The organism is Mesorhizobium sp. B3-1-8 (assembly GCF_006439495.1).
In the GTDB taxonomy this organism is placed as follows: Bacteria; Pseudomonadota; Alphaproteobacteria; order Rhizobiales; family Rhizobiaceae; genus Mesorhizobium.
In genome coordinates this window covers 1-24,465 of record NZ_VFTK01000031.1, presented here as the reverse complement: position 1 = coordinate 24,465, position 24,465 = coordinate 1, and the positions used below count along the sequence as shown (strand labels likewise).

General features: G+C 58.4%; 17 protein-coding genes and 1 pseudogene. 13 read left to right on the top strand and 5 right to left on the bottom strand.

Features of this window, described 5'->3' with window-relative positions:
• Nucleotides 1–21: 21 nt before the first annotated feature.
• The gene (locus tag FJ424_RS24775) at nt 22–813 is read right to left on the bottom strand and encodes a hypothetical protein (RefSeq protein WP_140657621.1); all 792 of its coding nucleotides are present in this window, start codon (nt 811–813) and stop codon (nt 22–24) included.
• A gap of 444 nt (nt 814–1,257) precedes the next feature.
• Between FJ424_RS24775 and FJ424_RS24770 the strand changes: the two genes are divergently transcribed.
• The 8 genes from FJ424_RS24770 to FJ424_RS24735 all read left to right on the top strand — a co-directional run bounded on the left by FJ424_RS24770 (nt 1,258) and on the right by FJ424_RS24735 (nt 7,073).
• Nucleotides 1,258–1,632, top strand: coding sequence for a hypothetical protein (locus FJ424_RS24770; protein WP_140657623.1), 375 nt, complete (start codon nt 1,258–1,260; stop codon nt 1,630–1,632).
• 278 nt (nt 1,633–1,910) lie between these two features.
• Nucleotides 1,911–2,525 carry a hypothetical protein gene (locus tag FJ424_RS24765; RefSeq protein ID WP_140657625.1) on the top strand — a complete coding sequence of 205 codons (615 nt, stop codon included), beginning with the start codon at nt 1,911–1,913 and terminating at the stop codon, nt 2,523–2,525.
• A 469-nt stretch (nt 2,526–2,994) separates the two neighbouring features.
• Complete coding sequence (locus FJ424_RS24760; RefSeq protein ID WP_140657627.1) at nt 2,995–3,540, top strand: hypothetical protein; 546 nt, start codon at nt 2,995–2,997, stop codon at nt 3,538–3,540.
• A 147-nt stretch (nt 3,541–3,687) separates the two neighbouring features.
• Nucleotides 3,688–4,119, top strand: coding sequence for a hypothetical protein (locus tag FJ424_RS24755; protein ID WP_140657629.1), 432 nt, complete (start codon nt 3,688–3,690; stop codon nt 4,117–4,119).
• A gap of 76 nt (nt 4,120–4,195) precedes the next feature.
• Nucleotides 4,196–5,443 (top strand): MBL fold metallo-hydrolase, encoded by a 1,248-nt coding sequence (locus tag FJ424_RS24750; protein ID WP_140657631.1) that lies wholly within the window; start codon nt 4,196–4,198, stop codon nt 5,441–5,443.
• A gap of 7 nt (nt 5,444–5,450) precedes the next feature.
• Complete coding sequence (locus FJ424_RS24745) at nt 5,451–5,867, top strand: hypothetical protein (RefSeq protein WP_140657633.1); 417 nt, start codon at nt 5,451–5,453, stop codon at nt 5,865–5,867.
• Between the two features lie 115 nt (nt 5,868–5,982).
• Nucleotides 5,983–6,447, top strand: coding sequence for a hypothetical protein (locus tag FJ424_RS24740; RefSeq protein WP_140657635.1), 465 nt, complete (start codon nt 5,983–5,985; stop codon nt 6,445–6,447).
• A 146-nt stretch (nt 6,448–6,593) separates the two neighbouring features.
• Nucleotides 6,594–7,073, top strand: a complete 480-nt coding sequence (locus FJ424_RS24735; protein WP_140657637.1) for a hypothetical protein — start codon at nt 6,594–6,596, stop codon at nt 7,071–7,073.
• A gap of 792 nt (nt 7,074–7,865) precedes the next feature.
• Here FJ424_RS24735 and rmuC read toward each other — a convergent pair.
• Entirely contained in the window at nt 7,866–9,311 is a 1,446-nt protein-coding gene (gene rmuC / locus FJ424_RS24730) for a DNA recombination protein RmuC (RefSeq protein WP_210239439.1), read from the bottom strand.
• A gap of 215 nt (nt 9,312–9,526) precedes the next feature.
• Nucleotides 9,527–12,889, bottom strand: a complete 3,363-nt coding sequence (locus FJ424_RS24725; protein WP_140657641.1) for a TM0106 family RecB-like putative nuclease — start codon at nt 12,887–12,889, stop codon at nt 9,527–9,529.
• 80 nt (nt 12,890–12,969) lie between these two features.
• Between FJ424_RS24725 and FJ424_RS24720 the strand changes: the two genes are divergently transcribed.
• The 3 genes from FJ424_RS24720 (at nt 12,970) to FJ424_RS24710 (ending at nt 21,651) form a co-directional block, all read left to right on the top strand.
• The gene (locus FJ424_RS24720; protein WP_181182130.1) at nt 12,970–13,965 is read left to right on the top strand and encodes a WYL domain-containing protein; all 996 of its coding nucleotides are present in this window, start codon (nt 12,970–12,972) and stop codon (nt 13,963–13,965) included.
• A gap of 221 nt (nt 13,966–14,186) precedes the next feature.
• Nucleotides 14,187–16,754 (top strand): ATP-binding domain-containing protein, encoded by a 2,568-nt coding sequence (locus tag FJ424_RS24715; RefSeq protein ID WP_140657645.1) that lies wholly within the window; start codon nt 14,187–14,189, stop codon nt 16,752–16,754.
• A gap of 475 nt (nt 16,755–17,229) precedes the next feature.
• Nucleotides 17,230–21,651 carry a DUF3883 domain-containing protein gene (locus tag FJ424_RS24710; RefSeq protein ID WP_140657647.1) on the top strand — a complete coding sequence of 1,474 codons (4,422 nt, stop codon included), beginning with the start codon at nt 17,230–17,232 and terminating at the stop codon, nt 21,649–21,651.
• Between the two features lie 702 nt (nt 21,652–22,353).
• Here the strand turns inward: FJ424_RS24710 and FJ424_RS24700 are convergent.
• On the bottom strand, nt 22,354–22,809 hold the full coding sequence (locus tag FJ424_RS24700) for a YidB family protein (RefSeq protein ID WP_140646973.1): 456 nt from the start codon (nt 22,807–22,809) through the stop codon (nt 22,354–22,356).
• 130 nt (nt 22,810–22,939) lie between these two features.
• Here FJ424_RS24700 and FJ424_RS24695 point away from each other — a divergent pair, with 130 nt between their 5' ends.
• Nucleotides 22,940–23,197 (top strand): GlsB/YeaQ/YmgE family stress response membrane protein, encoded by a 258-nt coding sequence (locus FJ424_RS24695; RefSeq protein WP_140657649.1) that lies wholly within the window; start codon nt 22,940–22,942, stop codon nt 23,195–23,197.
• A gap of 75 nt (nt 23,198–23,272) precedes the next feature.
• On the opposite strand, the gene FJ424_RS24690 is transcribed toward FJ424_RS24695, so the two are convergent.
• Nucleotides 23,273–24,160: a DMT family transporter gene (locus FJ424_RS24690; protein ID WP_140646974.1), complete on the bottom strand. Its 888-nt coding sequence runs from the start codon at nt 24,158–24,160 to the stop codon at nt 23,273–23,275.
• A 228-nt stretch (nt 24,161–24,388) separates the two neighbouring features.
• On the opposite strand from FJ424_RS24690, the pseudogene FJ424_RS24685 reads away from it, so the two are divergent.
• Nucleotides 24,389–24,465: pseudogene (locus FJ424_RS24685) on the top strand (elongation factor Tu); the annotation flags it as partial.

The window sequence follows — 24,465 nt, the reverse complement described above, 5'->3', positions numbered from 1 at the left end:
GCGGTCGGTCGACCTCGGCCGTCAGTGCAATCCTGGCCGTCGCGCGTAGCCGAAGCGCGGGCGCGCGCCGGACGCTGGCAGAGGAACGACCGTCCGGTCGCTTTCGGCGATGGTGTGTGTTGCCGAAGCTGCTGGAGGATTCGTCATGGAACCCACGAGGACCGCGTCAGGCTTCTCCATTCCGACTGCCCGGCATCGCTTGGCAAGCTCCGCCTGAACCCGCAACGAAAACGCGTCCCTGACCTGCCTGATGGATTCGGCGGCGCCTTGGGTCTCCAGGAGCATGTCGATCTCGGAAAGCCGGAAGACACCCCGCTCGTGATCCGACACCTCGTCAGCGGCATCGATGATGGCCGTCTCCACTTCCACCAGCAGCGTGTGCTGATGCTCGGCCACCCATTCCGGCGCGATCGCCGCCACCGCCAGCATACGGAAGCGGAGCCGGTCGACCTCCTGCGGGCGGTAGGAGATCAGGCTCCTCTTGATGTCCAGGATCAGGCCCGAGTGCCGCGCCCTGTTCACGACAAACAGGTCCGGCCTGTAGGATTCGCTGGCATGCACCCGCGACGGAAATCTCACCCCCTTGAGCTGATCGGCGGGCGTGCGTTTCAGCATCTCCTGTGCGGCCGGCACGATCGGCATCGGCCTCACGGGCAAGAGCGTCAGGTTTGGATTGCGCAGGATCTCCTGCCCGACCGCGGTCTCGACCAGGCGGCCTTCCTGCATCACGGCCGACCGAAAGAAGCCGAACAGCGACGCGTAGTCGCCGAAGGTCGAATCCTCACGCGCTTCCGTGGCGAGCGCCGCCGTCATCGCCTCATCGATCAGCCTGTCGACGCCGATCGTATCGGCGTCGTCACGCGCTTGCCTCGGCATTGTCGCCGACGGGCAAGGAAGGCGTCGATAACCCGCAAGTCTTGCTTCCAACGCGTGCCGATCCCCTTCCGGTCGGCGGAAATGCCTTCTATCAATGTCCATAGCCCGATTACCCCTATCCAGGTGGTTGGGTCAGGCCTTCGTCAGGTGTTACCAGCACTTGGCGGAGGCCGATTGCATTCACGTTCAACGTGAACGGCGACAACCGATCGGGATCCGAGCCAGATCTCAAGCCGGTAGACGCCGGCATGGTTAATTTGTGGGGATGCTTGGTCGGCCGGGAGGCATTTCGAACAACCGCCGGACATTGAGAATTGAGCTAGCAAGACAAGCTTCTGACGATATAAGTTGCTCCTTATTTTTTGAAGGACGGGGGAGAAGATGGCATATCGTTCGATCATTATTTTGATATTGGGAACCGCATTGGCTGTTGTTGCAGCCGCTGCGGAAGAGAGGGTGGTCAAGAGCGTCAACTTGCTAGGCATCGCCAGCATGGAACAGGAGGTCGTCTATAATACCTCCGAGGCAGATTATCTAAAAACTCGGGACGACATACTTGAGCGTCTGAAAAAGGGAGACCCGACCGCTGCAATGAATCCTGCGGATGGGCCGTGGATGCAGGTCGAGACGACTGCCAAGATCGGGTTCGAGATAAAGGACGTGGGATTGGCTCAGGGGAAAAAGAATCTCAGGCAGGTGTCTGCGGCCGAAGAAGCATTGTCGCTCTACGACAAATGGAAGGCAGACGGAAATTGAGCTTAGCCAACGTTAGGCAAGGTCCCAAACCGGTGTTCTCGTCGGGGCCTAGGCCAACTGGCCAAGCTGCCTGCATCGTACTCAGGAATGGAGAAGCTACCGAACTCCCCTGTACTCACCGAAACTGAAGGGCGTCGGACGACAAGTAGCTCAGGTCGCGATCGGCTACTAGCCAATCCGCCTAGAGCCGAGTTGATACCTTCGGCTCTCGGCTAGAGTTACCGCCTTGACTTTTCTTGCACCTCTGCCACTGTTTAAGGAAATAGTGGGAGATTGGCATGCGGCAGTTCGCGTTTTCCGTCGCCATTGTCGCCTTCAGCTGCCAAATCGCTTTGGCAAATCCTACGTCTCCGCGGCCTGACGATCAAATTGTAAGTGTGACCGATTCTGCGGTCTTCCCAGACACTGAGAACAAGAGCACTCTCTGGGTCCTTCCGCCTACAGCTGGGCACGCTGACGAACCGACATTAAGTGTCGAAACTCCCTCCGCAGAGTGCGACAGTATGAATAATCTTATACTGTCAGCACTTAGTTATTCTAAGCAGATTCTTGCTCTTGCCAGGAAGAGGGAGAATATACTTGTCAAACTTGAAGCGCTTGACGAGAAGCAATCAAAACAAGCGATAGATTACTACACGGAATCGGAGCAGATCAATATACTTATTATTAAAGCACAAAAAACCGTAGATGATTTAATCGCGGGCGCGGCTCGCAAGCACGGTGGAACGCTTCTGATACCATACCTGAACGACATAGAGCAGAATGTCGGGGCTATCAAGGCTGTCAATCCAGGCTATTCAGATGTCCGACCGCTGGAGAGATCAAAGGCCGTCAAGCTGGAGGGTCCATTCTCGCGGGTACCTCGAGTACAAGACGAGGCACCACGGCACTAAACGAGTTTCAAGTTGATCAGGCCGACCACATTCATCCCGGACCGAGACAGAATTCTGAAACAATGCATTTCCGGCCTCCACGCGCGGTATGACTTCGCCGGTCGCTGGCCTCCCTGATAGAAATGCGGACTGCTGGTTCGGGGCCTCATTAGCCCGCGTGCGGCCCGCCAAGCACGGCTACTGTCCTCGACGGTGATGTTCCAATCGGCCAGGCATCTCACCCATTGGATGCTGTTGCGAATTTGCAACAAGCGCATTTTTTGGATGTCAGGGTGTAAATATCTCCCGCCCTAATACGTATCACCATTCCGACAGCTAATTCCTGACAAGGGAGCGGCACATGGCGTGGGGCGAGGGCAACTCCGCCTCCACATACCCGCCGGGACGTGCCGCCACTGGACGGCGGGGGATCGCGATTAGCATTCGGCCTGAAGCATGAGAAATGGCGGGGTCAAGGGGAGATATCTGCATGACTGACAAAATGGGGGGAACGTTCGATTCAAATTTTGATAGTGCGGAACAGGAGGTATCCAGGAATGGCATTCCATTTGGTGGAACAATAAGTTCGATCTTCCTAATGGCCACGTTAGCTATCGGGGCGTATCTCCTCTACGTGAGTATTACGAACGATTTTCCTCCAATCTGGAAAGCCGGATACTGGGTTTGCGCGATTTTTACTCTTTTGATCACTATGGCATGGACAGTAAGCATTTGCGGCAGATATGGCGTTGGGATAGGCCACATGATCGGTGGCGTATTGCTTTCGTCTCTCGCGGTAATATTCCTTGCGCTCACCCTCTGGCTTGCTCAACAAGCGCAAGGCGCCCCTGGCAGCGGAGGAGTACTCGTGATCATACTTGCGGCCATATTTGGGATTGCCGCCTTGGCAGTGAATGTCATGAAGACGAACTTGGTGTTCGGGACCTTTCTAACGGCAGTGCAGCTCACGTTTTCATTGGTATTGCTCGTTGGCCTTATTCTTTTCCTGGGGATGAGATCGAGCAGGAAATACTGAACGATTCCCGACCGGAGCTGGTCAACGGCCGTTGCGTCCTGAGATGCCGGAAGATGACGAGATTTTAGGAACTTATCTGGGCTCTCTGCCGTGGAGCCGCCGCTGCGGCCCACGGAAAGCCCCGTTGCGACAGCTGGAGGCGCGCATTTGAATTCAATCCTGGCAAACCTGCCACCCGAGGTGACTACCGCGAAGATAGGTCTTTTCTGGATCGTGGACGACAGGTCGGGCCGGGACACGTGCCTGGCCGAAGCCATCGACATCTCCAAGGGCGAAGTCTATGGCCCTTCTATAGTCAGCCCGAGGGGGCACTACACCTTCTGGTCTGAAATGCAGAGGCGAGGACCAGGCTGGCTCCGCAGCAGGGGACTGAGCGCGGCTTTGCTTGCGACGGAGTACGAGGACTGGCCTCGTGGCCGGGTTTCTTATTCCATAGACGCCGAACGGCTCATCCTAATGGCGGATCGCAGGTTGCACACCCCGTCGCGGATCGCCCTGATCAAGCAGGCGTTCGCCTTGCGCGATGGCTATTTCGACGTCCGGAGCGACAGTCATTACCAGCCAATGAGATTGGGATAGCTCGCATCGATAACGGTAACCAATCCGACGCTAGCATCGGCTTGCGAGATTTGGGCCAAAGGGGGGCCTAAACTGAATGAAGTTCTGCATCCATCGTGGCAGCAAGGAAATCGGAGGAAGTTGCGTCGAGTTGGAGCAGGACGGTCACAGGATCCTGCTGGACCTTGGGCAGCCGCTCGACCTCGAATTCGAGAGCGCAACCCTGCCGGCCGTCAGCGGCCTGCAGGAGCCGGACGCCGGGCTGCTGGGAATTGTTCTCAGTCATGGCCACCGGGATCACTGGGGCCTTCTTCCGAAACTCTCTCAGCCGATCGATGTCTATGTAGGCGGAAAGACCTTGTCGATCATGCGTGCCGCCAAGCCGTTCGTCCCGCGTGGATACGCTCCGGAGAGCCCCGTCGTCTATCGGGATCGTCAACCTTTCCGCGTTGGCCATTTCGAGATCACGCCTTTCCTTATGGATCACTCCGGTTTCGACGCCTACAGCCTGCTGGTCGAGGCCGGAGGCAAACGGCTGCTGTATTCAGGTGACATCAGAGCACATGGCCGAAAGGCTGCGCTGTTCGAGCGCTTCGTGGCGCATCCGCCAAAAGCCGTCGATGTCATGCTTCTGGAAGGCTCGAGCCTCGGCCGGCTCGCCGCAGGCGATCGGTTCGAGACGGAAAGCCAGATCGAGATCCGCCTGCATGATGCGATGCGCCAGACAACGGGAATGGTGTTGGTGGCCTGCTCGGTCCAGAACATCGATCGCGTTGTCAGCGTCTATCGGGCGGCCAAGCGCTCACGTCGGCAGTTGATCGTTGATGCGTATGGGGCAGAAGTCCTGAAAGCCACGGATACGGCGTCCATTCCCAAGCCCGCAGACTGCTGGGACGACGTGAAAGTCTATATTCCAAAATACCAGCGCCGGCTTTTGGTGCAGAACGAGATCGCTCATCTGGTCGACGCTTATAAAGGGCATCGGATATTCCCGGAGAAGCTGCCGGGGGAAGCCAGCAAGTCAGTGATGATCGTCAGGCCCTGGATGCTGTCGGACCTCCAGGAGGTTGGTGCGCTCAACGAGGCGCGCGCAATCTGGTCTCAGTGGGATGGATATCTTGCCCAGGAAACGGGCATCAGGTTTACGGAAAAGTGCCGCGAACTCGGCGTTCCGATGGAGACCATCCACACCTCGGGCCATGCCGATATTCTGGACCTTCAGCGATATGCCAAGGCGGTCGATCCCGGCAGACTCATACCGATCCACACCTTTTTTCCTGATCGGTACGAAGGTCTCTTTGCGAATGTCGTGACTTCTGAAGATGGGAACTGGTTGGAGGTTTGAAGAATGGATGAAGCGACATCACCCGTTCGCGCGAAAGCTGAGCCCCGAGAATTTTGAAATCCTGAAGGCTTTGGCGAGCGCAAGCGCGAGCGAACCAAACTGGTTTCGAGACGCACTCGATGATCCCGAGGTCTTCTTTGCGCTCCGCAACAATCGCGTCGATGCCTATTCCCGCGGTGCACTCATCTACAGGATTGATTTCCGGGCGGGGAAGGCGGTTCCGCACACCCACGTGAAATACTTGATCCGCGAACCCAGGAATGAACGGGCATACATTGCGATGCGAGGCGGAGCCTTCGACTACGACCCGCAGGCACGCATGCAAACGGATTATCGTCCAGGCCAGACCCTGAAGGAAATCAAGGGCGCATCGTACGCAAAGCAGAGCGAAAGCTACGGGGGTCTATCGCGCAATCAACGGTGATCCGCTTGTCGTCGACCTTGAGCTTTCTATCGTCCGGACCAAGGCGGAAAGGGAAGACGAAGACAATTCGACGGGTCATGACCGGATCGATATCGTACGCCTGGAGCCGAACGATGTGGGCTACAATCTCGTGTTTTGGGAGGCGAAGCTCTACGGGAACAGTGATCTTTTCACCGATCGCGTACTCAAGCAGGTCAAACGATATCACGGCCAGATCGAAAGACACCAGAAGGCCTTGGTTGAGCAATATCGGGCCGTTTGCGCCTTCCAGGCCGAAATTCTCAAGATGCGCCTTGACCGCAGGACACCTGGAATAGACAGCAGCGACATTGAGGTGATGGAACGATTGGCGAAGCCAGAAAGCCCTCTTGGGGTGGATGTCCGTCCAAGAATTCTCGCATTCGGTTATGACGGCCAGCAGAGAGAGCGCTGGAAAAAGCGAGAAGAAGAACTCCAGGCAGAACTGGGCGCAAAGAACAGGGTAAGGGGCATCGGAAAGCCATATGGTGGTTTTCTGGGCGTTGATCAGCGGATGCTCGATCGGGCTGCGCAACGAAGGGCATTGGCTCCTTCTCCTTGAGCGGCTCTACGCGGTTGCTAGAAGTATGGGATCGAGAAGCGTTACGACAATCTCAATCCCGGCCAGCAGCGCCTGAACATCGACGTTCAGCTGGGCAAGTTGGTTGATCCAAAAGAATATGAGTCATTCGTCTGAGGGGCATCACCATGTACACCGTCGACAAATTGAAAGCGATGACGCTTGAGCAGAGGGCTCAGATTTACAAGAACTGTCTGCGAAAAGGTGGCCCGGAAGCAGAAGCAATTATCGAAATGTTGAAAGCCACTGGAATGCCGTATCAAAAAGACAAATCTCTCGCCCATGGCGACCCCATTTATCGCGCAATGGAGGTTGTGATCAACAATCCCGAAAACGTCGAGAAGATGCTAGACGCTGCTGCCAAAGGCCGCCCACCGCTCGAGGCCGTAGATCCGTTGATAAAGGCCAAGCTCGGTAACGACTATGGCCCTCACAATGACGGGACAGTGACGGCAGGCTATCTTGTTGGCCAAAAAATGTATGCGCTAGGTTACGACAAGACTCGAGCACTACCCTTGGTTGGTTGCGTAGCAAAGACAGCCGCCACTTTCAGAAAGAGGAAGCCATCGCAGTCGGGGAACTCGGAGGCTAAAGCATCTTCCGATTAAAATATCGGCATATATTCTGTTGCAATGGTTGCGGCGGCTGCATCGGTGATTAGGTCAGATGCCAACAGGAGCTTTGAAAATGCCTATGACGAATCGACTCGGCACCCCTGTGTCGGCAGCCAACATAACACACGAAAGGGGGCCGAAAGGCCCTTCTTCATTTATGGAGGCAGGGAGTCGCGACACCAACTGTTGGATCAGCGTGGCCCTCCAAAGTTAGACCAGACCTCGCAAGCGTTTGGCAAAGTGTTGATGAGCGGCTGCAACATTTCCGCGTAGGTGAAGTAGAAACGCCCGGAGCCCTCCGGGTCCGCACGGTACGGTGGCGATACGTCGTGAATTGGAGCAGGCGGTCAAGTTATGCCAGGAACGGCGATGCGCATTTGTCTACGTCAATTTTGGCCATGTGCGTCTGTGGCGCAGACATTACCACATGTGGCAAATGCTCAAGGATAGTGGCCTAACGCTGATCGATTTGGAGCCTATACCCCTCTCGATAGATGGGCAGCAATTTGATCGATCAAACATTTCGAAAAGTGGCGGGACAACGAGCGCAGTTGGAGAAGCGATCAACGACAGGCGATCGTGGCAGCGTTTGCCGAGGCGTTAGAGAATGCCAGAAGGGCGATGGCGTTTCCAGAAGATAGCTAGTTATCTCAACGAGAAGGGGACACCAACGGTTACGGGTAGCGAGTGGAGCGACGAAAGCGCCCGGAAATTCATGCCCTGACATGTCCGTCTCCATCAACTACTCGGCGGCGAAGCCGACTATCTCGCCCAAGAAATCGATGCTCAGGCGGTTTCTTCCAACGGTTCTCCCTCTTGTTCTTCTTCCCCGTTGTCAGAAAGCTCCGTGTTGAAATCCGGCAGTTCCACCGTCTCGACATCGCGAAGCTTGCGCTCCAACGCTCTGGTGCGGCGGCCGGCATCCTCGACCGTTCGCTTGGCGGTATCGAGCTGTTTTCCGAGCTTGCTCCAGACTTCGCCGTACTTGCGGAATTCAGCCTTGGCGGCGCCAAGCACCTGCCAGACTTCGCTCGACCGCTTCTCGATCGCCAGTGTGCGAAATCCCATCTGCAGGCTCGTCAGTAGCGCCGCGAGTGTGGTGGGACCCGTCAGAACCACACGGTATTTGCTCTGGATGTCACCACCGAGACCGGGGCGCCGAATGGCCTCCGCGAAAAGCCCTTCCGTTGGAAGATACATGATTGCGAAATCCGTCGAGTGCGGCGGGTGTACGTATTTCTCTGAAATCGTTTTGGCCTGCAGGCGAATGGCACGCTCTAGACCCAAGCCGGTAGCCTCTATATCGGCCGGTGATCCCGCGTCCTGGGCGGCTAGAAGCCGCTCATAGTCTTCCTGCGGGAACTTTGCATCGATCGGCAGATAGAGCGGAGCATCATCGTTCCTACCCGGAAGCCGAATTGCGAACTCGACAACTTCGTTGGGGTCTGGGTTGATGCGCACATTCCTCGCATATTGGTCGACTGTCAGTAGATCCTGCAGGACCATTTCCAGCTGCATCTCGCCCCAACCGCCACGGGATTTGACGTTGGTGAGGACCCGCTTGAGGTCGCCAACGCCCGTTGCGAGAGTCTGCATCTCGCCAAGGCCTTTGTGGACCAATTCCAGTCGGTCGCTAACGATCTTGAAGGATTCGCCGAGACGGCTCTCAAGTGTGCCTTGCAGCTTTTCGTCAACCGTCAGGCGCATCTGCTCGAGTTTTGCTTCATTCTCCTTCCGTAAATGCTCCAGGTTTGAGTTGAGCGCCTCACGTATGGACTCCTGCTTCTTCTCGTTCGACTCGGTAAGCGACTTGATTTGCGTGGCGATGGCTTCCAGGCCGTCTTTTTGATCCCTGCGAGCTTCGATGTGCGCCTTTTCGAGTCGCTCGGCCAGTTCCCTCATTGCTTGGTTTGTCTCGCCGAGACGCCTCGCGTGCATGTCCGAAAATGCATCGGTGCTTTGCTTCAGGCCGGTCTCCAGCGCTGTCTGGCCATCGCTCGATTCCTTCCGAAGCGCGGCAAGCTGCTCATTCTGTTGGGTCCCCAGCGTTGCCAGGCGGCTTTCGATTGCCTGGAGAAGCCGTACCAGGAACTGGTTCAGTTCCTCCCGGCCATTGCGGCTGTCGTCGCGGAACACCGTTTCCAGCTTTTGAATTCCCTGCTCGAATTGGCTCGGCTCCAGAGCGAAGCCTTTCAGGCGATTGATCTTGGTGCCGAGATAGCGTATTGGCACCCCAGTTCCGCTCTGGCGCGTGCCTTCGCCTCGTGGTCCATGAAATAGACATCTGCGCCATGGCGACGGCGCCGGCATCCGTAGGCCAGAATGGCGTCGATGACGTCAGCCCTGATCCCTCTCTGTTGGCACCGAATTTCGGCATGGCGGGTGAACATCGGTCCTTCCTCCTTCCTTCGATGTCCGGAGATAGAGCGCAAGGGTGCCATTTCCTGTCATGTCGTTTGCGAAGCCGTCTTCGTCTGACACCCGCATTGACCGCGGCCATATTGCCTCAACGCGCACAGTGTATTCACAAGCCGCATTTCGCGAATGTTGCTGCAGGGAATGTCGAGGAGCTTCGGGCTCGCAAAAACCAGCGCCAAGACTTGCGCGCGCGAGACCGCGACATTGATCCGGTTCAAGCTGAACAGGAAATCAACACCGCGCGGAATTTCGTCGTACGATGAGCTCGTCATTGAGATCAGGCAGACAGGCGCCCCCTGGCCCTGGAACTTGTCGACGGTTCCGACGCGCGCGCCCGCAGGGAGAGCCCTTTTAAGCGCGTTGACCTGGGCGTTGTAGGGCGCCACTATCAAGAGGTCATCGAGTGTTATCGGCCGTTGCCGTCCGTCGCGGTCGCGAAATGTCTTTCCCAAGAGACGCGACATCTCGCGCTTGATGGCTTCGATCTCTTCTGGAGAGGTTTGCCTGTTGCCGGAGTGCACGATTTCGCGCAGGCGAACACCCGAAGCGGGTTCTTCGACGAGAATGGCCTGCCTTGCTGCGCCATCGTCCGATCTCAGCCTGCCATCATAAACCATCTCGGAAACGAACTGGCAGAGATCGGGATGCATCCTGCGCGAGACGGGCAGGAAAATGCCAGCGTCTGGGGGAACCGTGTTATGGCCCGCAAGCCGATATTCGAGCGATGAGAGACCGCTCTCGCCCGGATGTGCGCCTTGCACGGGTTGCGGCAGCTGCATCGGGTCGCCCACAAGAACGATATTCTTCGCGCAGGTGCTCATGGCGATGAGATTCGCAAGCGAAACCTGGCCGGCTTCGTCGACAAACAGATAGTCGAAGGTTTGTTCGAAGTCGGGTCTGGCGAAGAGCCAGGCCGTTCCGCCCACCACGGAAGCCGAGAAAAGCTGCCGGTCATTGTTGCTCGTCGCCACGTAGATGGATCGGTTATAGCCTTCATCGCCGCCATGGCCATTCTTCTTCGCGATGCTGACCGGCCGCTTGAGTTCGGCTGCCCTGTCAGCGACCGCAAAAAGAAGATTCTCAATTGCCTTGTGGCTATTCGAAGCAACCGCGACGCGCTTGCCACGCCCGACCAGATCCAGGATGGCGCGCGAGCTGACATAGGTTTTGCCCGTCCCTGGCGGCCCCTGGATCACCAGTAAGGTTCCATCCATGTCAGCGATGGCCGTCACAGCTTCCTGAACAAGATCCCGTTCCGGATTGATTATGCTTGCTGCCCGGTTGCCGGCGTGGAAGCGAGGTTTTGCGCGGTGCATCAGGTCAAGGACAGCTGTATATCGCCTGTCATCACGAATAATGGAGTCCACCACCCGTTCCACAGCCCTCTCGATGGCTTCGGTTCTGAGCGGACCCGGGGGAACAAGCGAGGTTGCCGCTGGGGCGCCATCGAACCATTTCTTGGGAAAAAGAACCTCGGCCGTATTCTCGGCGAGATCGATCTCGGCAGAAACAGGTGCGGGAGCTCCATTCAACTCGACGTGGCAGTCTCCAGACTGGAGCTTACTTTCCTGTTCCGGGAAACAATAACTGCGCACCCAATGATTGCCTTCGCTTCTGGCGGGCGACGTGGCTTCCAGCGCGCCAAGGCAATCCAGATCATCAACGAGCCTCTCTGGCTCCCGGCCCATCTTGTCGAAAACCGACCACCAGGCCGGTTTCCGTTCGCGCCGGTGAAAATGGCTGAGGTCAAAGAGTAGATCGGCAAACGTGTCGCCGAACCGCTGCCGCACGGGGGCTAGCCTACTGTGCAACTCGTCAGCCGAAGCCTGTTCTACACTGACTTTCTCAAAATCGAAGATCTTCTCGTCGACGACGACCTTGTCAGCTCGCCATGGCATGTCGGCCGGACGCACGGCAGTAATGAGCCAATCCCGCAACTTCTGTGTCGAGATACAGTCGATCCGGTTGTAGTCACGGATCTCGTCGAGGATGTGTTGGTCACCGCTGTCTCGCCATTCCTCGTAGGCCACGACACTGCCGCCCGCCGTCTTCACCTCTCCCGTCCGCTCCTCCATGTAGAAGACTTCGAGGTTTTTCAGTGAGTATCTCGGCTCCGAGACAATGATCCCCCCGGAAACCACCCGATAGAGGTCGACGAAGCGGCCTTCCCGCAGCATCTGGTCAAGCAGCGATTCACCTATGCCATGAATGCTGGTCAGCCGCCGCAGTGCGGCGACTTCATAGTCTGCATAATGGTAGATGTGCGCGTTGGGATGCTGGCGCAGCCGCGCCTCGAAGAACGCCATCAGCTGGCGGAGAGCATACTTTTCTTCTACCCTGTCGTGGCCCCAGAAATCCTTGAAGGCACCGACGCCGTCGTCCTCAAACCAGAGGCCGTGAAGATATTCCAGGCCGCCTTCGTAGAAAGGGTCACCCTCGATGTCATAGAAAAGATCAGCTCGATCCGGTCGGGGGAGCAGGGCCAGTCCGCGCTGCGGATCAAAAGCCTTCAGCTCGAAAGCGGGCGGGCCACCCGCACGCCGATCCGTTTGCAGGCGGGCCTGCATCTTCAATCTGGCAAGAGTGTCGTCGGCAAACTTCGAAACGCGTTTGTCGAGCTGCCCGAGAGCAGTCATCGTGGTCACACTCGCAGCCGTCAGCTTATCCCGCTGGGATTTGGAGATACCCGCCACGAGCGCCAGGCTGTCGGTCTTCTCCCAATGTGCTTTGCACTGCTCCCGCCACCGGCAGAGATTGCACATCCTCACCGGGTCAGGTGAGGTGTCCGGCGGATCGGCGACGAACCCTTCGAGCCGCCCGCGCGCATTCCTTGCGTACGGGGCGTATTCATTCAGACGAAATGAAAAACGCTCGCCGGTGCCAAGCTCAAGATGCGCCTGCTCGGGTTCGGTGCCCTGAAGCCGCGCCAGGAGATCGGAATAAAGGACGAGCTGGAGGATGTGCTTCGGATCGGGCTTGCGCTTGAGCTTGGTGTCAATAACCTCGTAGGAAAACGGGCCTAGCAAGGAAGGTCGCTCCACCTTGACGAGGAAGTCCGACCAGCCTCCCCAGGGCGCGTCAAAGAAGGCCCCCTGAAAAATGGTGTCCGGACCCTCGAAGAGCTTTTCCCGCGTGAGTTCTGCCGCAACCGGCAATGCGAGGTCCCGCGATATTGCCAGAACCCATCGCCCATCATTCCGCAATTTGGCGAGATAATTCGCTTCGTGCTGATCACCATACTTCTGAAGAAGCTGCGCATCCTCGGAATCCTCTGCCGGGACCAGGGGCTCTCCCCTGGCATAGCGAAGGTCCATCGCGGTGGCGTGCTGACATCCCATGAACCGCATCAGATCGGATGCGGAAAGCAGGATCTTTCCACTTTCAAGTTTCATGCCCACACCCCAATGCCACAGCTAATAAAACCGTAAGCAATGGCCATGACAATAGTTGGCACCCCGGGGCGGCGACGGATATGTCATTCGAAAAGGCACAGGAGCTTATCGGTCTCGCAACTTTTGTGGCTGCGCGATGGTCAGGCGTGACGCTTGGCGATGTGATCGATCAGCTTCAGGTTTCCAAGCGAACTGCGCAGCGCATTCTTCACACCCTGGAAATCCAGTTTCCTGATACGGAGGTCTTCTTCGACGACGAAGGTAGGAAGCGGTGGCGCCTGGAGAGCGGTGCGCTGCGTGATCTCATTACCCTTACCCCTGACGAACTGGCCGCGCTGGACCTTTCGGTCGAGATTCTGGAACGGACTTCGCAGGGTGCAGAGGCTGAACAGTTAAAATCGTTGCGTGAGAAAATTGTCGCGCTTGTTCCGCGCAAGCGTCTGGCACGTCTGGAAACCGATCACGACGCATTGCTCGAGGCACTCGGTCTTGCGGCGCGCCCGGGGCCGGTTTCGCGCATCGAGCCGACGATTGCCGCTACGATTGCAACCGCCCTGAAAGCCTCAGAACGGCTGCGGATTGTCTATCAATCCCGGCAGTCGACCGAGCCAAAAGAGCGTGTCGTCGAGCCCTATGGCGTGCTCATTGGCATCAGGCGCTATCTGGTCGCCAAGCCAAAATCCGACTCAGCCGGATCTTTCCGCCACTATCTCGCCGAGAAGATCGAGGCTGCTCAGCTGACCGGCGAAATTTTCGAGCGGGATCCCGGTTTCGACATCCATAGACACGCCGACAGGGCCTTTGGGGCCTTTCAGAATGACGGCGAATTCGATGAGGTTGTATGGCGATTTGCGCCGCAAGCGGCTTCCCATGCCCGAAGCTTCCTGTTTCATCCGGGCCAAATCTTGGAAGAACTGCCCGACGGATCACTGATGGTTCGCTTCCATGCCGCCGGTCATCTCGAGATGTGCTGGCATCTGTACATGTGGGGCGACAAGGTGGAGGTGATCGCTCCCTTGGCTCTACGTGAGATGGTGCGAAATTATCGGCGCGCAGACTTTCCCTCGCTTCCTTAGGAACGGACTAACCCTCATCGAAGGGTGACAGGTTTTGTCTTCCGGCTATTGCATATTCTATTTCAGAGCAGTTCGTCAGAGTGGGCGGGCCAAGGAGCAATAGATTGCTGGTTTGCCAAGCGCGCTTTCCGCGCTTCCGGCTTTGCAGCGAGTTAGCTGCTCCTCTGCTGTAAGGATTTGGTAGTCTACTCGAAGGGCGATTCGAAGTGGGAGGGTTTTAGGTGCGCCAGCAGACAATTGAACGGGCGAAAGATGAGTTCGACATTCTTGGCGAACTCAGCGCGCGCTTGTCACAAAAAATACGTGAAGGTTATCGATCCGCGCGGCCCGAAGTCATTCGCAATATTGAGCAGGTGGAGCTGGTGAATATCAGCGATGGCTTGACAAAGGCGTTCGAGGAAGTCGCAAAGCGTGGGTATGGACGTGTCGTGTTCGCAGACGAGTACGATGAAAACGGAGACTACGCTGGCGCTACTTATTATCGGGTTTCACAAGCCAATGCCGGTTTCCCGGACAGACCAATCCGCCTTGTAGCTCGCAATTCGCCTGTCGGAAGCCAGATAGCGTCTTGTTCTATCGGAGATGAAATCTCGGTTCGCGTACCGAAGGGAGAGCGCTCGATCCTCGTTACCGGAATTGTCGACATCACCGGCATGAGCAATCTTCTTCGCGAAAATCCGGACGCGAAGAGGCTCCTGTTTAGGGTTGGCGAGGGCCTCACGGACGAGGAGGTGTTCAATCTGCGGGCGTTCGTCCGCTCGTTGCCGGGTCCTGCCCGAACGCCAGATACCGACGAGTTCGGAGGCGAGCCTGTCCCGGGCGATCCTTCAACCGAAGTCGATGAATCTTTGTCGGTTGGTAGCCATTCGGAAGACGGGGTCGTTCAAGCCCAGCCAACGCCGGAGTTGGATCTGTTGCCTTCGGACGAAGTGTCTGAAGATGCTCAAGCCGATCCTTTCTGGCATATCCGCCGAGACGCCTTTTTTGGTGACGATGCGGAGGTTTCGCTCGGCAGCCAGTTCTTCACACAAACAACAGCCAACCAAGAAGCCGGCATTCAAACGGTAAGAGGTCTGCAGATTGTTCATGGCATTGCGGGGAGTGGCAAGACGTCGGTCGCCCTTGGTCGGTTGAAGTTCTTCGCGAACTTCAGATCATTGGAGAATCTGCTTGAGTACGGGTTGCACGAACGTGACTTCGCCGACTTTGACGCCAGCGGGATGATTGGCTTCGTGCTGAGCCCGAGTCTGGTCTCGTATCTGAAGCAGACGGCCGAGAGCTTGGACATCGGAGCGATGAAGATCCAAGATTTCGCGGAATTCCTGCACGCCGAGCGCACGCATCGTCGCGTATTCAACGGTCGTCCGTTCAAGAAGTCTTCGGAACCCTGCCACCCGGAGCAGAAGTCGGTGCGCTGGCTGAAGATACTAGATATCGTAGCGGCAGCGTACGTCGCAGACGGTATGAGGGAGATAGCCGCGGCGCCTCTCGTAAAGCCAGCGGTCCCCGGAGCTGAAAAAATATCGGACCGGCGCTGGGAGCAACTGATTACGGACACCTGGGGCAAGGGACCACTGAGGTTTCGGCTTCAAAGCTTGGTCAGAAGCTTGGAGGTAGTGGCGCCGGATCTCGACGTTCGGACGTTCGTTTTGCGCAAAGTGGCGATCGAGATCGACCGCCGAATACGCCTTGGGGAAAATGAATCGGGCGGTCTCGAACCGAGTGAGCGGCGAATTGTCCGCGAAGCCGTCGAGAACGCTCAACAGCGGCTGTTCAGGCTTCTCAATCCACAAGAGCTGTATGTCCGCATATTTACCGAGCCTGCGTACCGCACACGGATCGAGGAACTTGCCCTAAGTGTGGGCATCTCGTCGAAGGACGTCGTTGATCCGATAGTCGAGCGCCTTAATCAGAACCTGGTTACAGATGACGATGTTATCTGCGCGCTGTGCCTGAACGCACTGTCGTGCGATCAATTCGAGCGTGACATCAGGGCTATCCCATACCTGCGGACATTTGCGGAACGAGTTGGCGTCTTTATCGACGAATACCAGGATTTTAACGAGTTGCAGGTCCTCCTGATGGGCTACAAGGCCCTCCCAAAGTACTGGCTCGTCACAGTCTCTGGGGACGCCAGCCAACGGCTCCATCGAGACGGTCTTGCAGAGGTGCAGCGGGCGTTCCCTCAAATTGCAATGCGCCATGCATCCGTTCTTCTGGACCGCAACATGCGCCAGACTGGTCCGCTTGCAGCGCTGTCAGCCTGTTTCCGTTCACTAACGGAGGTGGATGGTGGTCAGATGGTCGGCGCCTGCAATGCCCCTTTGGACGTGTATGAGGATCCCGCGGAGTTCGCCCGGATGGCGATCGATCGCATTGTCGCGCTTCCGGAGACCGCTAGCGTAGCTGTCATTTGTGCCGACGATCAGGATGTTGATCGCTGGTTCGCGTTGATGCATGGCGATCTCGATGCGAACTTCCGAAATCCGATGATCTCAGATCATTCAAAGCTGACGATGCGGTTTCACACTCATTTCACGACCCCGGTAGAAGCAAAGGGGCTTGAATTCGACGTGGTTGTGATCCCGAACTTGGCGGCATACGACGGCTCCGACGCTGTTGGCAGGAATTCGCTCTACGTCGCGGTTAGCCGTCCGCGTCATGCTCTTCTGATGGGTTGCGACTATGAGGCCATCGGCTCGTCGATGGTCGCTGGTATGGTGGATGACGGACATCTCGTGCTTCGAACCCAAGAGCTAGTAGGTGACCCAGTCGACCGCGTAGCGTAGCGGCGTAGCTAATTAGAGCTATGTCAGCTCGTTGCCTATTTGCACTCCCCGATTGACAGCCGGCGCTCCAAAGACGGCCATGCTCGTGGCAATCGGGAAGGGGCTCTCAGTGTGGAATTCCGATTTTACACTGAGTGCGTGCTTGTGGTCTTTCGCGACAGAGATTTTGAGATGTTAGGAAAGATGGCTCTGGCGGGGGCGAAGGGCACGTTCCGTACAATTCGTCTGGGTCGACGGGCAATCGAGCGCACGTTCAAGACTGGCGTTGGTAGCGGCGGCGATTGGTGGGACCGCTGTCGCGGGTTTCAGGTTCGCGTTCGGCCGGGACATTTAGGAGAAAACAAAAAAGAACGTCGAATCGCGCTTGGAGGAAGCACCGCTGCCAGGGCCGCAAGGTGCTGGTGGGAACGCCCATTCGCGGCCTTTGTTTGTGCTAATCTTTGAACGTCCATATTCTCGGGAGGCTCTTTATTTTATGAACGAATTCGCGGTGCTTCCATCACCGATTGCGGCCGATAGTGACGCCGACTTGGGCGCTCGCGCCGCGCGGATGATCTGGGACGATCAGTCGGGTGTCGATGATCTGATCGATCCGCGCACTCCCGATTTCGCCAATGCCGTGGTCACGGGATTGGCGAGTGCTTTGGCATCATCGCCCGGTGCCTTGAAAAAGATGATGCGCGGCGCGGCCGCCGCCGCCGAGGATTTGAACGTCGAGCCGTTTCAGGGGCTGACGGAAGTGATCCAAAACGCGGATGATTTACGCGCCGCGGAAGTGCGCTTCGCCCTCCGCGACATGGATGCCGGCCGCGAGCTATTGATCGTGCATAACGGCCAGCCGGTTGCCTGCCAGCACGTGCTGGGCATGGCGCTGCCGTTCGTTACGACTAAGACTAACAAAACCGATCAGCGCGGGCGGTTTGGCATTGGCCTGAAGACGCTCAAGCGCATCGCAGATAATCTCGCGATCCATTCGGCGCCGTATCATTTTTCCGGGGATCAGCTTTCGGTCCAAGTTGTGCCAGCGGAAGGACCGCTGCCCGGCTTCTACGACCCCGTGACCGACACGATGATCGTCCTGCGCCTGAAACCGGATTTCAGCGAGGAGGGGCTGAAAGCCTGGTTCGCGGAGTGGGAGGACGATGGCCTAATCTTCTTGACCTGGGTCTCGAGTTTCCGCTGGTGTGATCTAACCGGCGCAACCATGGAAGGCCGCACCCTGACCTTCGGCGCGTGGGAAGACATGGCCCTGGTTGGCGGTCGCGCCTCCATCACCGCGCTATCGAGACGCGAGGTCCAGAGCACGGCGGCGTCGTGGACCGTGTGGCGCGCGACCTTGCCCGTGCCCGGTCATCTGCATCCAGCTCACAAGGCGCGCCCCGACGTGACGCGAATTTCCATCGCCGTGCCAAGCGCTGCGGGCGCGGGAAGTCTTTATATCGGCTTCAAGACCCGCGTCTCAGTGGACCTGTCATTTTCGCTCGACGCGCAATTCGATCCCAGCACCACGCGCGAGGCCTTGATCGAAAGCACGTGGAACAACTGGCTGATCGAGCGATGCGGCGATGTACTTGGCGAGATCGCGCATGGCCGTATGCTGGCGACGCCCAAAGACGCCTGGCGCTTCGTGCCGGTCGCTGCCGAGTATATCGGCAACGAAGGGGACCGTTGGCTGCGTGGTGGCTTCGCGAAATCATTCGAAACCGTGCGCGATTGGCTTGGCGAGCATGCGGCGATCCTGATTGGCGGCGCGCCCGTCGCCTTGTCGAACATCGCCTATGAATACGCCTACCTAAGCGATCTTCTGACCGACGCCGATATCGAGGCGCTGGCCGAGGGATCGCGGGCGCTGCCGCGGGATGTTCGTGATGAGGGCGGCAGGTGGCGCACGGTGCTCGATCAAATCGGAGTCTGCGCCACTGTTGGCACCACGGAGTTGCTTGAGGGCTTCAAGCAGTCGCTGTTTCAACCGAAGGGACCAAGTTGGTGGGTGAAAGCCGCGCGCTTGTTGGTGGAGATCCACGCCGATGAGGAACTATTCGATGTGCCGTTCTGGCTGACTGATGAAGGCCGCGCGGTGGTGTGCAAGCGCAAAGGCGCTACGGCCAAGCCGCTCGTTTTGGGCGGAGAGTTTTCATTGTTTTCCCTACGCTGGAACCTGCTCGATCGCCTGCATGCCGCGTACGGCACCGAGAAGGACGGCGAAGTCGCTATTAGATGGCTGGATGAACACGCGGCGTTCCGGACAAGTGTCGATGCATCGACCGAACTCGCGGCCTTCGCCGAGCGATTCGCGGCTTCACCGCTAGAGATCGAGGACGCGGATTTGCGCGAGCTTCGTAACCGCTTCGATGAGCTGAGCGACCGCCGCGCGGATGAGCTCGGCCATGCCGTGGGCGCGGCGCTAATGGTGGACGGCTTCGTCTACAAGAGTGGCAAGATGCACCGGCAGAAGGTGAGTCCGACGGAAGCCTATCTCTGCAAGACCTTGGACAGCGATTTCCCCAATTGGCCCACGGCGGCCGAGAATATACCGGGCATTCAATGGATCTCCGCCGGGTACGATGAGAAACTGAAGACGGGCGCCACCCGCGCGCAGCGTAAGCGCGCGGACGGGACCATCTCGAGAGGCCCGCGCAAGTTCTTCGCCCTGCTTGGCGTGGAGAACGCGCCGCGACTGAAGCAAACCGGGTTGGTCCGTTGGGGCGGTACCACGCGGAACCGGGAACTTCGCGCGGCCCAGGCCGAGCAAGTGCCGGCCGATTGGATCAGTCCCGATCTCGATCGCGTCCTGGCCGCATTCCCCAAGTTCTCCAAGAAGGACCTGCGCGAGAGAAGCCCCGCTTTGTTCAAGGCCATGGCGCGCGCCTGGGAGCGGTCTTACGCCAATCGCAAGATGGTGGCCTCGCAGCACGAGGCGCGTGTCTATGTTTATCCGAAGGCACCTGTCACCGCGCAATGGCTGATCCAGTTGCGTGAGACGCCGTGGGTGGCGATCGGCAAGGGCGAGTTGGTGACGCCGAACGAAGCCGTGGTGAAGACTCAAGAGACGCAAACGCTCTACGCCAGCACGGCCTTCGCGGTCGGCATCGATCTGGGGGATTTTACTGCGGACTTCGCGGCGACGCTTGGGTTGGTCACCTCGGTGCGGGTCAGCGATCTGGTCAAACTGCTGCGCGAGACGCGCGATGGGGTCGAGGCCGTCGATGACCCGCAGGTCATGGCGATCTATCGCAATATCGCGAAATACGTGCCGCGCGCGGTCGTGTGGAACACCCGCATCGGCGACATGACCGCCCAGGATTTGCGCAAGGCTTTCACGGAGAACCAGGGGCTTATCCACGTCGGCGGCAATGTTTGGCGAAGGCCAAACGAGCTTATGCGCGGCAAGGATATCTTTCATGACCGCTCGCGCTTCGTGCCGGCTGGACCGGCCATTGCGAGCCTCTGGTCGGCCTTGGATGTGCGCGAGCCTACGCTTGATGACTGCCTTGCGTTCTTGAAGTCGCTGGCGGGGCAAGCGTATGACGTGGGGGTCACGTCACGCCTGATCGACGTATATCGCTACATGGAGCCGCTGCTGGCCAATGCGGAGCGGCGGCACCGCGAACGCATGAAAACGCTGCCGCTGTACTGCGGCGACCGTTGGGAGTCCGAGCGGCCTATTTTCCTGGTCGAGGATTCCGAACTTAGATCGCAATTGGCGAAGGCTCTGCCCGCCAAGAAATTCTGGACGCCGCCATGTGATCTTCGCGAGCTGGCGACGTTCATGGTTTTCACAGGCGTAACGCGGAGCGAGCCCGCCCTGGTCGTCGCGGATGATCGCGACACGGCCCGGGATCGTGGCGATGGGACACGCGCGCACTTCCGGCAGACGGTCGATCACCTCTCCGATGAATTAGCGCGCAACGACCCAGAGGTGCGTCAGCGCATGGCGATCAGTTGGGACGCGCTGCGGGAGATTCCGTTGTTCGTTCATGCCGGTCCGATTGCGGTTCTTGCGAGGGACGAGGAATTCTCGGCGATGAAAATTCCGATCCAGCTTCAGGCGTTGATCGTGCGCGATCCGCTCGAACTGCATGTCTGGGACGAGGCTCTGCCCAAGCGCGAATACGGTGGCCACGCGATCGCGTCGCTGTTTCCGCATGCCTCGCGCCGCGGCATCGAGGCCGAATGGGTGGTGGCCTGGCAGGAGGCGCGCGATACCGCGGCCGAAGCCATTCGCCTCGCATCGGACGAGGAACACGCCGAGGCGATGGAAGACCGCGCCGCCAAGATCAACGCGACCCCGAAAAAGAAAATTTCGGTGAGCACACCCGGCGGGAAGAGCCCCGCCTTGAAGCCCCGAACCCTTAAGAACAGCGTCGGTCCCATTCTAGGCGCCACGGTGGTGCCGGGCAGCAATCCGAAGCCGGCGCCACCGCCGGCAAAGCCGAAGCTGCACGACACGCCGCCTCCGACAAAGCCGTCCGATCCCGGATCGCGCACGGCATCGGCGGCCTATACCGATCGCGATCTGGAACAACGCGGCTGGGAGTTGCTAACGCAGGCGTTGGAGACCTCGGCGGAGGAACTGCTGGTAGATTTCCGCAGCCGGCATGGCGTAGGTGCCGATGGCGCGATCGACTGGAAGACTTTCGTCGAAATGAAAGCGACCGGTCGCGCGCCACAGAGTTCGATCGAGATGTCCAATGCCGAATACGAGCGCGCCAAGGAACGCGGCAATGACTTTATCCTTGCTTTGGTCAGCGGCCTCGAAGATGGGTATCAGGACGAGGTGAGGTTGATATTCGACCCGGCCCATCGCGCGACCGTCCGCCCGTTGAACGGCGTGAAGCTAGTTGCGTTGACAGAAGCGCCTTTGGTCCTGATCCCGTTTGGGAACGCAGAGGAATGACCTTATTTACCGTGTCTCAATTCTCAATCGGTAGTGAATAATTTTACAAGCTGCGTCCCTGGCCGATCGCTGGGACTTTCTCATTCACGGTTGCGTAAGGAGGCTGCCATAAGCGCAGCATTGCCATTGACCCGGCACCGCTGTTTTCGGCTACAGACGTCGTTTCAACGGTCGCCGATGCATCCTTCAGAACGGATCTTTCAGTGAAACTGCGGTATTTGCAAACCCAGACCCGGATTAGCTGGGCGTTGGATGTCGTGGCGCTTGGACAGTCCGCACAGTGTCCCGCCGGAAAGATATCCCTGCGCGACCTGCCGCTTAAACTCCGGTGCTGTGAGCGCGATACCCATGATCGCAGTCTGGCCTCATCTCCCGTTGCCGAGCGTGCAGCCGATGGGCAATACACGATGGCCAGTTGGACATTGGTCTAGGATTGGCGCTTGACCTATTCTTCTCGGTGGGGAATCCTTTGACCAGTCACGCATCGGCTCGCTATCAATGTGATACATTGCGTGATACAAAGCGCGTCTCGAAATTTCTGAATTTCAATCTAAGTGCTTGATTTTCCTTAAGGCACATGAAGGGATGGAGCCCATTTCCCGCTCCAAATAAGCCCGCTACCCGCTCCAGATTTCCTCCTCGCATCCCCCAAAGAAAACGCCGCGCGCCGTGGCACGCAGCGTTTCCATCTCATCCAGCCGTTTAGCTGTTGAAGGCCGAGGCGACCTGATGGTTCTGCGGCACCTGGCCGTTCGGCGTCAGCTTGTCGACGATGCCGGGCAGCGCCGTGGAGAGCTGCTGCAGCAGTTCCTGCTCGTTCATACCGGTGCGCTGCGCGATTTCGCGGATCACCGCCGGGCCGAGCGCCGAGCCGAGATCGCCCGGGTTGATCGACTGGTTCTGGCCGGTGCCGACCCATGAATCGGCGACGTTGCCATGGCCGGCATTCTTCAGCTTGTCGAGCAGGCCGCCGAGACCGCCGAGCAGGCCGCCATCGGCGGACGCGTCGGTTCCCGCGGGCGTCGGCGCCGGCGCTTGCGGCGTGGCCGCCTCTTCGCTTCTGCCGCTCAGCATCTTGCCGACCAAAAGCGCGCCGAGCGCGATCATCAGGGGTTTGGTGATATTGCCGCCCGGAACGGCATTGTCGAAAAGGCCCATAGTGGATCTCCTTGTCCAGCCAAGTCCGCCCGGCCCCACAATGGCGCAAACGGACGGAATTTCAAGCTGTCTTGAGCTTTTGACAATCATATGACCATGATGGCGCGGCGGGGAAATTTGGAGGGAAATTATGGGCATTATCAGCTGGATCATTCTGGGCATCGTTGCTGGCTTCATCGGCAGCAAGATCGTCAACAAGACCGGTCAGGGCATGATCATGGATATCGTGCTCGGCATCGTCGGCGCCGTTGTCGGCGGCGTTATCTTCAGCGCGTTCGGCGCGTCGGGCGTCACCGGCCTCAACATCTGGAGCCTGATCGTGGCCGTCATCGGCTCGGTCGTCGTGCTGTGGGCCTATCACCAGATTTCCGGCAAGCGCACGCTGTAGAGGCAAGCAAAGCCGCATTTGATCGGCTGCTGAAGGTCGACCCATTCCGGATCGACCTTGGTTGGACTCGTGTCGTCAGGCGACCATCGCCAGCCGGCGTTTTCTTTCGTCGAGCGAGACGATGGCGAGGCCGCTGGCCATCACCAGCAGGATGCCGCAGACGGCGAGCGCGTTGGGAAACTGGCCGAACACCAGCAGTCCCGAAATAACCGCCCAGACGGTAAAGCAGTAATAGAAGGGTGCGACCGCGCTTGTCGGTCCGACCCGGTAGGCCATGAAGATGAAGAAATGGCCGAAGATCAGGAACAGGCCGGCGCCGGCGATCAGCAGCAGATGATGTCCTTCCGGCATCACCCATTGCTCGGAGACGACATGCGCCGCGCCTGAGCCGACCAGCACCACCACGACAGCCGAGATGGCGACGATCATGCCCGGCACCTCGGCGCCCACCTTGCGCCCGGCAAGGTCGCGCACCGCCGCGAAGGCGGCGTTGCCGAGCGCGAGCAGCGCATAGACCGAAATGCCTTGCATGGTCGGCTGGGCCACCATGAGCGCTCCGACAAAGCCAAGGCCGATCAGCGCCATGCGCGTGGCGCCGATCTTTTCGCCGAACAGCATCGAGGAGCCGACCAGCACGATGAGCGGCGTGACCTGCCCGAGCGCGGTGGAATCCGCGATCTGCATGTTGGCCAAGGCGACGACATAGCAGAGGATCGCCAAAAGCTCGAACAGGTTGCGGCGCAGCACCTTGCGCTCGAAGAGCAGCGGGATCTGCCTTGCGTAGCCAAGCATCAGAAGCAGCGGCACGCCCCACAGCGTGGCGGCCGCGCCGCGCAGAAGGAGCACTTCATAGGGCGGCAGTCCGGCGGTCGCGAGCTTCATCATCGTGTCGTTGACGAGGTAGGACCCCGTCGAGACGGTCATGAACAGCGGACCGCGGATATTGGATGGAATGAACTGCATCCGGCGAACAAGATCAGAGCGGCGCGGCGGCGGCAATGGGCCAGCCCGGAGCCTTTGATTTTACGCGCGGCGCCCCTATATCCGCGCCATATGCCACTGAAATCGACCATTGGTTCGGGTCGAGCGGGAATCCGCTCAGCCACAAGGCACTTGTGTTTTTCGGCCGTTGTCGCTAATCGCCCCGCATTCGACTGAACTGAAGGTCAAGGCCGTCCAAGGAAAGAGACTATGGCAAAAGGTAAATTCGAGCGCACCAAGCCGCATGTGAACATTGGCACGATCGGCCACGTCGATCATGGCAAGAC